We start from the raw sequence: 11,226 nt of genomic DNA, 5'->3' as shown, positions 1-11,226 counted from the left end.
GGACTAGGGGAACCGCGCCATGCAAACCCTCTTCACCGGTTTTTTCTTTACCGCACAACTCATCAGGTGTGACGTATGAGCGATTTCACTGACAACTTCTGGTCCTGGTATGTGGCCGCGCTGACCCTGGTCGGCATCCTCGGCGCCTTGGTCCTGCTGTGGGCCACGGCCCGCAAAAAGATGCCCGAGCGCAGCGACAACACGACGGGTCACGTCTGGGATGAAGACTTGCGCGAGTCCAACAACCCGATGCCGCGCTGGTGGATGTGGCTGTTCGTGATCAGCGTGATCTATTCCTTGCTCTACCTGGTCGCCTACCCGGGCCTTGGTGCTTACCCGGGCGAAATGGGCTGGAGCACGCGTGGCGAATACAACACCGCGATGGAAAACGCAAACAAGGAACTTGCGCCGCTGTATGCCGGCTTCACTGCCAAAGGCGCGGACGAACTCGCGGGTGATGCCAATGCCATGGCGGTGGGCGAGCGCCTCTTCATGAACAACTGCGCCCAGTGCCACGGCTCGGACGCACGCGGCAGCAAGGGTTTTCCCAACCTCGCTGACAACGATTGGCTGCACGGCGGCTCAACCGAAAAAATCAGGGAAACCTTGACCTTGGGTCGCAAGGGTCAGATGCCGCCCATGGCGGCCGCTGTAGGAACGCCTGATGATGTCAAGAACGTGGCGAATTATGTGCTGAGCCTTTCCGGTGGTCCCCACGATTCACTGCGCGCGCAGCTCGRCAAATCCAAATTCACCGCCTGCGCGGCCTGCCACGGCATGGACGGCAAGGGCAATACCGCGATAGGCGCGCCCAACCTTGCCGACGACATCTGGCTGCACGGCTGGGGAGAGCAGGCCATCGTTGACATTGTTAACAAAGGCAAAACCAACGAGATGCCTGCGCAGGCCGGCAAGCTCACGGAAGCGCAGATCCATGTGTTGACAGCTTACATCTGGGGACTCTCCAACAAAGCCGCTGCGGCAAAACTTTGAGGCGACAGTGACCCAGCTGCCACTGCGAAAAATCATTCCCATCGTGCCGGCGGCGGAGCCGGCAGGGGAGTCGCTGTACGAGGCGCAAAAGAAAATCTACCCGCGCTCCGTGAGCGGGCTTTTCGCGCGCTGGCGCTGGGCATTCGTCATCTTGACCCAGCTGTTTTTCTATGGCTTGCCGTGGCTACAGTGGGGGCAGCGCCAGGCGGTGCTGTTCGACCTGGAGGCGCGGCGCTTTTATCTATTCGGTTATGTGCTGTACCCGCAGGACTTCATCTACCTGACCGGCCTGCTGGTCGCCAGCGCTTTGTCGCTGTTCCTGTTCACGGCAGTGGCGGGCCGCCTGTGGTGCGGCTTTGCCTGCCCGCAGACGGTCTATACCGAAATCTTCCTCTGGATAGAGCGCAAGGTGGAGGGCGACCGCACGGCCAGGTTGCGGCTGGACGGCGCCCCTTTCTCCCTGGAAAAACTGGTCAAGAAGTGGTTCAAGCACATCCTCTGGATAGGTGTGGCGATGTGGACCGGCTTTACCTTTGTCGCTTATTTCGTGCCGGCCCGCGAGCTGATCCTGCAGTTCCTGCAGACCAAAATGGGTGGCTGGGARATCTTCTGGGTCTTGTTTTACGGTTTCGCCACTTACGGCAATGCCGGTTTCCTGCGCGAGCAGGTGTGCAAATACATGTGCCCCTATGCGCGTTTTCAGAGCGCGATGTTCGACAAGGACACGCTGATCGTGAGTTACGACCCCGCGCGGGGTGAACCGCGCGGCGCCAGGTCGCGCCACGCCGACGCCTCGGCATTGTCTCTGGGCGCATGTGTCGATTGCACCCTGTGCGTGCAGGTCTGTCCAACGGGCATAGACATTCGCGAGGGCCTGCAGTATGAGTGCATAGGCTGCGCCGCCTGCGTGGACGTGTGTGACGGCGTGATGGACAAGATGGGTTATGCACGAGGCCTGATCCGCTTCACGACCCAGAACGCGCTGGCCGGGAAATGGAGCGCTTCGCGCATGCTGCGCCGGGTGCTGCGGCCGCGCGTGCTGGTCTACACCACGCTTCTGGGCGTGCTGTGCCTGGCGCTGCTGTGGAGCCTGGTGGCGCGCATGCCGCTGAAGGTTGACGTGGTGCGCGACCGCGCGGCGCTGTCGCGCATCGTTGCCGGTGGGCGGCTGGAAAACGTGTACCGCCTGCAGATCATGAACGCCACCGAGCAGCCGCAGCGCTACACGATTGCGGCTGCCGGACTGGAGGGCCTGACGGTCGCCTCCGAGGCCGAGGTCAGCGTGGGACCCACCGAATCCCGCTGGGTCGCGGTGCGGCTGCAGATTCCCTACGGCTCGGCGCCGGCCGGCTCGCACGCCATCGTGTTCCGTGTCGGCGATGAGAGCGGGCGCGCCCACGTCGAAGAAAAGTCCGTGTTCCTGGTTCCGCGATGAAAGGCCTTTCATGAATACCATTCCCACCCAAGCCTCCCCCTGGTGGAAGCACGGCCATGTCTGGCTGGTGATTTCCGGGCCCGCCGCCGTGGTCGTGGCAGGCGTGGTGACAGCCTTTCTGGCCGTCAAGTATCCGGATGCCGTGATAGGCGGACAGGAGCCGGCGCGGGCCTCGCGAACCAATGCGCTGCATCAACCCAGGGCGCTGGCGCCTGCCCTGGAGGGGCGCAACCACGCGGCCACACCCGACAAAACGGCTCGCCCCTGATCGCCTGCAACACAAAGAGGAGACGCCATGATTTCAGCCAACAAGATACTGGGCATCGCCTGGCCGGCCTTTCTGTCGGCCTGCCTGCTGGAACTGCTGCTCTTCGGACTGTTCGACCCTGAGGAAATGCTGCGTTACGGGCAACCCGCGGGGCTGTCCCGGCTGGCGCTGCAGACCGCCGCCTTTTTTGTATTCTGGCTTGCTTGCGCGGCCTCCAGCGCCTTGACGGTGCTGCTGATGGGGCCTGTGCCGGCTTCCGCAGAAAGGGCCGGGCGGTAAGATCGGGTTCCACTCCCGAAGCTGCCCATGTCCTTGTTCCCCCACATAGGTGACGCAGTGCCGAAGCGCCGGCGTTCCATGGCCATCGCGCTGGCCGTGATGGCAACCCTTACGCTGCTGGCCGCCGTCCATCTGGCATCCAGCCCGCAGTCGCTGCCGGGCCTGCCGCTGGTTACGGCGCTGGCCGCCGCCACTTGCGGCATCGCCTGGCTGCTGGCCGGGCGCGACGCGGCGCGAGACCGTATCGGCAAGCAAGCGCTGGAGGGCGCGGACGCGAGGCTGGCCGGCCTGCTGGATTCGGCCATGGACGCCATCATCACTGTGGACAAAGAACAGCACGTGATCCTCTACAACAAGGCCGCCGAGAAAATATTCGGCTGGCCCACGCGAGAGATGTTGGGCCAGCAGCTCACGCGCCTGATCCCGCAGCGGCACCAGGGCGCGCACGGCGAGCAGCTAAGGCGTTTCGGCCAGACCGGCACGACCTCGCGGCGCATGGGAGACGGCACGGTGCTTTACGGGCTCAGGGCCAGCGGCGAAGAGTTTCCCCTGGAAGCCTCGATCTCGCAGCTCGATACCACGCACGGCAAGCTTTACACCGTGATCCTGCGCGACGTGACCGAGCGCGTGCGCGCCAGCGAGGAACTGAGCGCCTTCGCCTCGGCGGCCCACGCCATCCGCGAGAGCGAGAAAACACGGATCGCGCGCGAGCTGCATGACGAACTCGCGCAGTCACTGACAGCGATCAAAATGGACGCCACCTGGATTCGGGAAGCCTTGTCCCCGGATGCGGGTGCCGTGCGGGCCAAACTCGACGACATGCTTGGCTTGCTGGACACCACGGTGGCCGCCACGCGCCGCATCGCGTCGGATTTGCGGCCGCTGCTGCTGGACGACCTGGGCCTGGTGCCGGCCATCCAATGGCTCACCCACAACTTCACCCAGCGCCATGCCGTGGCATGCAAACTGTCGCTGGACGAGGACGTTGAACTGGCCGAACCGTATGCCACGGCGGTATTCCGCATCGTGCAGGAGTCGCTTGTAAACGTGGCCAAGCACGCGGGTGCGTCGCAAGTCGAGGTGCGCATCGCGAGGACTGACGCGGCCGTGGTTCTCGAAGTGGTCGACGACGGTGCCGGATTCGCCCTGGACGCGCCGCGCAAGCCCAGTTCGCTGGGCCTGATGGGCCTGCACGAGCGGGCCCGCTTGCTGCAGGGAACGGTGGACATAGACACCGCGCCGGGCCAGGGCACCCGCATACGGGTTAGCATCCCGGTGCCCGAAACAGGAGACATTACGTGATCAGGATTGTGATTGCCGACGACCATTCAATCGTGCGGGAGGGGCTCAAGCGCATCGTGTCCTCCATCGAGGACATGGAGGTCGCCGGCGAGGCCGGCAACGGAACGGAAGTCATGCAGCGCGTGCGCGAGCTGGCCTTCGACGTGCTGGTGCTGGACCTCTCCATGCCGGGGCGCAGCGGCATGGAGCTCATCAAGCTGATTCGCGGCGAAAAACCGCAGCTGCGCATCCTGGTCCTGAGCATGCACCAGGAGCTGCAGTACGCCGTGCGCGCGATCAAGAACGGCGCCAGCGGCTACCTGACCAAAGAGAGCGCACCGGACCAGCTGGAGCAGGCCATACGCAAGGTCGCTTCGGGCGGCGCCTTCATCAGCGCCGAGGTGGCGGAACAGCTTGCGTTGGGCGCGATGCCCGGTAGCCAGGCGGTTCCGCACGAGAGCCTTTCCAACCGCGAGTTCGAGGTGCTGCAGCTGCTGGTGGCCGGCGTCTCTCTCACGGACATTGGCACGCGGCTGAACCTGTCGGTCAAGACCGTCAGCACCCACAAGACCAACCTCATGCAAAAAATGGGGCTGCAAAACCAGAGCGAACTGATCCGCTACGCCATCAAGCACGGGCTGGCCGAACCGCTGGACAGCTGAACGCTGAAAGCGGCCGCGCAAAGTGCATGGTGTTGACGAGGGTCAATACGGCCTTGGGTGCATCTGCCTACAGTCAGGGTATCCAAACTCTGCACCGGGAGGTGTTCCATGGGCAATGAACTGAAACAGCTGCTGGTCCACGCCGATGCCTCGCCGCAATTCGCGCAACGCCTTGAATTTGCCTGCCGGCTTGCCGCGCAGCATGGCGCCGGCATCACGGCGCTGTATGCATCGCCTTCGGCCTCGGAGGCGCTTCCCGTCGCCTCCGGCATCGGCGTCGGCCTGGCCGTGAGGCGGGAGAACGTGCAGGACACCGAACTGGCGCGGGCACGTTCGGTGTTCGAGCAGCTCAGGCCCGCGGGGTTGTCGGCCACCTGGGCTGAAGTTCATGAATTCCCGCTGGTGTCGGCCTTTGCCGAACAGGCGCTTTATGCCGACTTGCTGGTGCTGGGCCAGCACGGCCCGGGCGAGGGCTGGTCCACACTGATGCCGGCGGATTTTCCGGAGGCCGTGATCGCCCTGAGCGGGCGGCCGGCACTGGTGCTGCCCTACACGTCGGCAAAACCGGGTTTGCCGGGCAATGTGGTGATCGCCTGGAAGCCCACCCGCGGAGCCGCACGCGCGGTGACCGCGGCCCTGCCCATCCTGCGCAACGCAAACTCGGTGCATATCCTGAGCTGGGGCGTTGATGCCGTGGCGGCTACGGGCGCAGGTCCGAATATCGTCTCTTACCTGAAGATCCAAGGTGTCCAGGCCAGCTGGCACCGGGAAAATGTGGAAGGCGCGGAACCCGGGAACCTGGGCGACCTGCTGCTGTCGCGCGCGTTCGATCTGCAGGCGGACTTGCTGGTGATGGGCTGCTATGGCCGCGCCCGCGCCTATGAATGGGTATTGGGCGGCGCATCCCGGACCGTCCTCAAAAGCATGACGCTGCCGGTTTTGATGGCGCATTAAGCGGGCGCGCTGGTCGGTACAGGCTCGGAAATTTCCGAGTCTGGATCGGAGCGCCGGTGCCGGCGAACCAGCCTTATCCGAGCCGGCCTTTCAGCAAAAGACGATGTCCCTGCCGCGCCGCCTGCGCGACAGTAGAGGCATGCAACACACCGCTTCACCCACCCGGGTCTTTCTGGCCGACGATTCCGCGCTGAGCCGCCGCAGCGTTGCCGAAATGCTTACCGCCCGGGGCGTGGTGGTCGCGGGCCAGGCCGATACGCCGGAGTCTGCGGTCTCGGGCATCCTGGCGACGCAGCCCGATGTGGTGGTGCTTGACGTGCAATTCGAGAAGGGCACGGGCATGCAGGTGCTGCAGTCCATCCTCAAAACCACGCAAGACATTCCTTTCATCATCCTCAGCAACCATGCCGAGGCCGCCTACCGTGCGCGCTACCTGGCTGCGGGTGCTGCCTGCTTCCTCGATAAACACGCMGAGTTTTACCAACTCGGGGACACCGTGGCAATGCTTGCGCAGCCGCGGCGTGTGGATCAATCCGTTTCTTCCTCCCAATCCAAGGAGTCATCATGCCTGTAGCCTGTTCATCCACCAGCGGCACTTCATCCGTCGGCGGCATTTCTTCCGCCGCCATCCTGCCGCTGAAGACTCCCTGCTCGAACTGCAATCTGCGCGACCTTTGCCTGCCCTGCGGCATGAAGCCCGCCGATGTGGGGGGACTGGACGATCTCCACTTCAGCCGGATCAAGGTCAAGGCGGGGCAGACGCTCTACCATGAGGGCCAGGCTTTCCGCAACATTTATGCGGTGCGCATCGGCACCTTCAAATCCAGCCTCACGCTCGCGGACGGCCGTGAGCAGGTCAGCGGCTTCCAGATGGCCGGTGAGCTGATGGGCCTGGACGGTATTGCCAACGGCGCGTATGCCAGCAACTCCACCGCGCTCGAAGACACTGAAGTCTGCACCATTCCCTACGACCAGATCAGCGGCCTGGCCGCGACCAGTGCCGACATGCAGCAGGCCGTCGGCCGGCTGATGAGCCGGGAGATCGTCAAGGAACACAGCCTGATGATGCTGCTGGGCAGCATGAACGCCGAAGAGCGGCTGGCCGCCTTCCTGCTTAACCTGTCGCAGCGGCTCAAGTTACGCGGCTACTCGGCCAGCGAGTTTCACCTGCGCATGTCGCGTGCCGAAATCGGCAGCTACCTGGGCATGAAACTGGAGACCGTGAGCCGCACCTTTTCCGCTTTCCAGCAACAGGGCATCCTTGAAGTCGACAAGCGCCACATCCGCATCMTTGACCATGCGGCCCTCAAACAGGTCTTCGACACGCGCGTCCACTGACAACCTGTTTACGGCTTAAACGGGCCCGGCCATCCCTTGCGAGGTCGGATTGCCGGAAAAATCCGTCCATTGCCGCCCCTCGAAGTCGTAAAGCTTGCAGCGGCGCGCCGTGTCGAAGTACCAGTGCCATGAAAAGGGCTGTACAACGATGTGGCCGGGTAGCCTGGCCTCCAGGACGGCCTGGGCCTGCTTGAGGCGGTACAGCGGCACGCCCATGTCGACGTGGTGGGCGGTGTGCTCCATGATGTGGTGCAGCGCCGCGCCGAAAAACGAGTTGAAGGTCAGGTGCACGGTGGTGGAGACAAAGGGGTTTGCGTCGGACCAGCTCTTTTTGTTGTCGTACCAGGCGATCTGGGTGTGCGTGTGGTGCACGTAGACCACAAAGCCTATAAGGCCGTTCCACACCAGCAGCGGCAGGAAAAAGCCGACAGCCAAAAGCCAGAGCGCCGACTGGCCGGTAGACCATGCCGTGACCACAAGGCCCGCGACCCAGGCAGCGGCAGCGGCGGTGACCAGCAAGCTGTCCGCGACAAAAATGCCGCGCCGTGTGGGCATCACGGCTTTGGACGGGAAGTAAAGCCGCTTCCACCAGATTTCCACGAGGTAATAGAGCCAGGGCGCCCAGCCGCTGCGGTAGACGCGCTCCAGCCATCGCTTCCAGGCGGGCAGGCGTTCATAGGCCTCAAGAGTTGCGGGCTGCCAGACGAAATCAAAGCCGCTGAGGTTGGTGTAGCCGTGATGCACGATGTTGTGCCCGACGTCCCACAGGCTGTAGGGTGTGAGCGAGGGCAGAAAAAGCAGGCGGCCCAGCCAGCGGTTGAGTTTGCGGTGTGAGGTGAAGCTCTGGTGGCACGCATCGTGGCCGAGGATAAACAGCCTGGCGATCATGAACCCCGCCAGCAGGGCCATGAGCACCTGGAGGGCGGGGTGGTCCGCGAGCACCGCCCCGGYCATGCATGCAGCGAACAGGGCAAGGTCCATCAGGGCCAGCGCCAATGCAAGGCCGGTGTTTTTGGTCGAGACGGGAAGAAGCCAGGAACGCAGGACTTTTCGGTGCGGAAGAACAGTAGCTTGGGTTACTTGGATTGCTTGTGACAGGGACAYGAGATGAAGGGTTGGCAGCCGGGGCCGTCCACCCAGGGCAATGGGGAAGCCGCCAGCTTACGGCGTGCCCTTCGCGGCGATTTGACGCAGGTCAAGAACAGGGCAAACGCGTCCGGCGGCCCCACCTTGCGCCCTCGTTGATCCACATCAACGCAGCCGGGGCGGAGGGGCGGCACAGTGGAGGCCTCACATTCCCTAAACATTCCATGCCCGCTGTATTACCCCAGGCCCTTCGACGGTTCGACATCACCGGGCCGCGCTACACCTCCTTTCCCACAGCGGACCGTTTTGTCGAGGCCTTTACCGCCGTCGACCATAGCCACGCGCTGGACGACAGACGCGTGCGGGCCGAGACATCGGCGGCGCCGCTGTCGCTGTATGTGCACATCCCGTTTTGCGAATCGCTGTGCTACTACTGCGCCTGCAACAAGATCATCACCAAGCAGCACAGCCGCGCCACCGCCTACCTGGGCTATCTTGAGCGCGAAGTGGCCCTGTACACGGCGCGACTGGGGCAGGGGCAGCCCGTTAGCCAGCTGCATCTGGGCGGGGGCACGCCGACTTTTTTGTCCGACGCGGAACTCGCACGGCTCATGGACATGCTCAGAGGCAACTTCGACATCGCGGCCAGTGCGGAAATGGCCATCGAGGTAGACCCACGCACTGTGGACAACACGCGCCTGGCCGCGCTGGCCGCCCTGGGCTTTAACCGACTGAGCTTCGGCGTCCAGGATTTTGACCCCGATGTGCAAAAAGCCGTGCACCGCGTCCAGCCCGCCGAACAGGTGTTCGCGCTGGTCGCGCAGGCGCGCGCGCTCGGGTTTGAATCCATCAATGTGGACCTGATCTACGGCTTGCCGCGGCAGACACAGACGTCCTTCGCGCGCACCATACGCCGGGTCGAGGAGCTCAGGCCGGACCGCATTGCCCTCTATGCCTATGCCCATTTGCCGGAGCGCTTCAAGCCGCAGCGGCACATCCCAACGGCGCTGCTGCCCGCGGCCGAGGACAAGGCCGCCATGCTGGCCGAGGCCATGCAGCGTTTGCAGGGCGCGGGTTACCGCTACATCGGCATGGACCACTTCGCGCTTGAGAACGACGCGCTGGCCGTGGCCAGCCGCGAGGGCCGGTTGCACCGCAACTTCCAGGGCTATAGCACCCAGCCCGACCGCGACCTGGTGGGTCTGGGCGTGTCGGCCATAGGCGCGGTCGGCGCCACCTACAGCCAGAATGCCAAGGACCTGGAGGAATACTGCGACCTGCTGGATCAGGGGCGCTTCCCGGTTACGCGCGGCCTGGCGCTAAGCCGGGACGACCTGGCGCGCCGCGCGGTGATCATGGCCATCATGTGCCAAGGCCGGGTCTGGTTCGAGTCGATAGAACTCGCCTGGATGCTGGACTTCAAGGCCTACTTCGCGCCCGAGCTCGAACGCCTGCGCGAACTGGAGCACGCCGGCCTGGTCGTGCTGTCTGACACCGGCATCGAAGTGACGCCCGAGGGGCGCTTCGTGCTGCGCGCGGTGGCCATGGTGTTCGACCGCTACCTGCAGTCCGACCTCAACCGCAGCCGGTTTTCGCGCATTATTTGATTGCGGCGCCGCCCATGTCTTACGCACTCGCCATGACGGCCTTGCTGATGGGGCTGGCCGGCGGACCGCATTGCGCCGTGATGTGCGGCGCTGCCTGTGGCGGTCTCCGGCGCGTGGGCCCGCAGCGGCAGGCACATTCACCGCTGGTCTTTCAGGCCGGGCGGCTTGTAGGCTATTCCACCGCGGGCGCGACGGCAGCCGTGGCGGTGCAAAGTTTTGCCTGGATTACGGAGCAGGCCGCCGTGGTCAAGCCGCTCTGGGTGCTGTTTCACCTGGCCGTGCTGGGCTGGGGCCTGATGCTGGTGGTGAAGGCCAGCCAGCCGGCCTGGGCCGACCGCGCGGGCCGCTCCGCGTGGTCCAGGGTGGGTGCCGTGGCCGCATCGCGCGGCGGCATGTTCTCGGTGGGCGCGTTGTGGGCCTTTATGCCCTGCAGCCTGCTTTATTCGGCGCTGCTGGTGGCGTCGCTCAGCGGCGGACCGCTGCAAGGTGCGCTGGCTATGGCGGCTTTTGCGGTAGGTAGCGGCGTCTCCCTGTTGCTGGCGCCGCAACTACTGGCTGGGCTTCGGCGCGCTGGCAATAGGCTGGGCGGGCAACTTGGCGTGCGCCTGGCTGGCGGGGTGTTGGTGCTTGCCGCCGTGCTCGGTTTGTGGGGCGACATGATGCACCGCATCGCGCAGTGGTGCGGGCTCGGCTGAGGCCATGCGGCGCCCGGCCTGTGTTCACCGGTGGCATCCGCCGCGGTGGCGATGGCATGCAGCGCTAAAAAAGAGCGTCACGGCGTGTTTGCTATCAATTTAATAGCTGTTTGCGCTCATCCGATAAGGGTTGATGGCTTTTTTCCTCAAGGGTGGCCTGACCCTCGCGCCCCGCCGCCTTCCAGCGTGATGAACACGTGGCGGTCGCTGACCGCATGATGGCCACGCGCGCGTCTTGCGCCTGCCGCGGCGCTGAGGGCCAGCGCCGCGAAGCCGCGGGCCGCCAAAAAGGCCAGGAAGGCCGTGCCGCTCAGGGGCCGGGCGAGCAAGGCACTGACGAAGCCCGGGCGACAAGGCTCCCAGTGCAGACTCACGCCCTGCGCGGTTCCTGCGGATTCAACCACTGCGTTCTTGTTGGTGCCAAGGCGCACGCGCTGGCCGGCTTCGATGAAATGATCCCCGGGATCGTTGTGGAGCGTCAGCCAGAGCCGGCCGTGCAGCACCGTCAGTTCGCCGCCGCGCCGCGGCAAACGCAGCGCTTGGCCGGGCACCAGGCGCCGGATGCCGCTGAGCGATACGGCGTCGTTTGATTTCGCATTCATCATCAGCCTCTTTGGATGTGGCAACC

General features: G+C 64.5%; 13 protein-coding genes. 11 read left to right on the top strand and 2 right to left on the bottom strand.

Annotation, left to right across the window (positions count from 1 at the left end; translation table 11 throughout):
• Positions 1–75 precede the first annotated feature (75 nt).
• From ccoP to AC1D1P_RS00650, 9 genes are all read left to right on the top strand, one after another.
• Entirely contained in the window at positions 76–993 is a 918-nt protein-coding gene (gene ccoP / locus AC1D1P_RS00690) for a cytochrome-c oxidase, cbb3-type subunit III (RefSeq protein ID WP_477671796.1), read from the top strand.
• Between the two features lie 7 nt (positions 994–1,000).
• Positions 1,001–2,428, top strand: coding sequence for a cytochrome c oxidase accessory protein CcoG (gene ccoG, locus AC1D1P_RS00685; RefSeq protein ID WP_477668802.1), 1,428 nt, complete (start codon positions 1,001–1,003; stop codon positions 2,426–2,428).
• A 10-nt stretch (positions 2,429–2,438) separates the two neighbouring features.
• Positions 2,439–2,696: a nitrogen fixation protein FixH gene (locus tag AC1D1P_RS00680; protein WP_477671795.1), complete on the top strand. Its 258-nt coding sequence runs from the start codon at positions 2,439–2,441 to the stop codon at positions 2,694–2,696.
• A gap of 27 nt (positions 2,697–2,723) precedes the next feature.
• Complete coding sequence (locus AC1D1P_RS00675; RefSeq protein ID WP_457281521.1) at positions 2,724–2,975, top strand: hypothetical protein; 252 nt, start codon at positions 2,724–2,726, stop codon at positions 2,973–2,975.
• Between the two features lie 27 nt (positions 2,976–3,002).
• Positions 3,003–4,277, top strand: coding sequence for a PAS domain-containing sensor histidine kinase (locus AC1D1P_RS00670; protein WP_477671794.1), 1,275 nt, complete (start codon positions 3,003–3,005; stop codon positions 4,275–4,277).
• The gene (locus AC1D1P_RS00665; protein WP_477668799.1) at positions 4,274–4,918 is read left to right on the top strand and encodes a response regulator; all 645 of its coding nucleotides are present in this window, start codon (positions 4,274–4,276) and stop codon (positions 4,916–4,918) included. The genes AC1D1P_RS00670 and AC1D1P_RS00665 overlap by 4 nt, the downstream gene beginning before the upstream one ends.
• Before the next feature lie 108 nt (positions 4,919–5,026).
• The gene (locus tag AC1D1P_RS00660; RefSeq protein WP_477671793.1) at positions 5,027–5,872 is read left to right on the top strand and encodes a universal stress protein; all 846 of its coding nucleotides are present in this window, start codon (positions 5,027–5,029) and stop codon (positions 5,870–5,872) included.
• 139 nt (positions 5,873–6,011) lie between these two features.
• Positions 6,012–6,446 carry a response regulator gene (locus tag AC1D1P_RS00655; RefSeq protein ID WP_477668797.1) on the top strand — a complete coding sequence of 145 codons (435 nt, stop codon included), beginning with the start codon at positions 6,012–6,014 and terminating at the stop codon, positions 6,444–6,446.
• Entirely contained in the window at positions 6,437–7,210 is a 774-nt protein-coding gene (locus AC1D1P_RS00650) for a helix-turn-helix domain-containing protein (RefSeq protein WP_477671792.1), read from the top strand. The genes AC1D1P_RS00655 and AC1D1P_RS00650 overlap by 10 nt, the downstream gene beginning before the upstream one ends.
• 15 nt (positions 7,211–7,225) lie before the next feature.
• On the opposite strand, the gene AC1D1P_RS00645 is transcribed toward AC1D1P_RS00650, so the two are convergent.
• On the bottom strand, positions 7,226–8,191 hold the full coding sequence (locus AC1D1P_RS00645) for a fatty acid desaturase (RefSeq protein ID WP_477671791.1): 966 nt from the start codon (positions 8,189–8,191) through the stop codon (positions 7,226–7,228).
• Positions 8,192–8,520: 329 nt separating this feature from the next.
• Between AC1D1P_RS00645 and hemN the strand changes: the two genes are divergently transcribed.
• Positions 8,521–9,903: an oxygen-independent coproporphyrinogen III oxidase gene (hemN, locus tag AC1D1P_RS00640; RefSeq protein WP_477671790.1), complete on the top strand. Its 1,383-nt coding sequence runs from the start codon at positions 8,521–8,523 to the stop codon at positions 9,901–9,903.
• A gap of 14 nt (positions 9,904–9,917) precedes the next feature.
• Entirely contained in the window at positions 9,918–10,598 is a 681-nt protein-coding gene (locus AC1D1P_RS00635; protein ID WP_477671789.1) for a sulfite exporter TauE/SafE family protein, read from the top strand.
• 146 nt (positions 10,599–10,744) lie between these two features.
• On the opposite strand, the gene AC1D1P_RS00630 is transcribed toward AC1D1P_RS00635, so the two are convergent.
• Positions 10,745–11,200 (bottom strand): DUF2917 domain-containing protein, encoded by a 456-nt coding sequence (locus tag AC1D1P_RS00630; protein ID WP_477668792.1) that lies wholly within the window; start codon positions 11,198–11,200, stop codon positions 10,745–10,747.
• Positions 11,201–11,226: the final 26 nt, after the last annotated feature.

The organism is Polaromonas sp. P1_E1_2 (assembly GCF_056406035.1).
This window is presented reverse-complemented; position numbering and strand designations above follow the sequence as displayed.

Coding starts and splice junctions, on each gene's coding strand:
- AC1D1P_RS00630 (WP_477668792.1), bottom strand. CDS start 11,200: ATGAATGCGAAATCAAACGACGCCGTATCGCTCAGCGGCATCCGGCGC.
- hemN (WP_477671790.1), top strand. CDS start 8,521: ATGCCCGCTGTATTACCCCAGGCCCTTCGACGGTTCGACATCACCGGG.
- AC1D1P_RS00660 (WP_477671793.1), top strand. CDS start 5,027: ATGGGCAATGAACTGAAACAGCTGCTGGTCCACGCCGATGCCTCGCCG.
- AC1D1P_RS00670 (WP_477671794.1), top strand. CDS start 3,003: ATGTCCTTGTTCCCCCACATAGGTGACGCAGTGCCGAAGCGCCGGCGT.
- AC1D1P_RS00675 (WP_457281521.1), top strand. CDS start 2,724: ATGATTTCAGCCAACAAGATACTGGGCATCGCCTGGCCGGCCTTTCTG.
- AC1D1P_RS00680 (WP_477671795.1), top strand. CDS start 2,439: ATGAATACCATTCCCACCCAAGCCTCCCCCTGGTGGAAGCACGGCCAT.
- AC1D1P_RS00635 (WP_477671789.1), top strand. CDS start 9,918: ATGTCTTACGCACTCGCCATGACGGCCTTGCTGATGGGGCTGGCCGGC.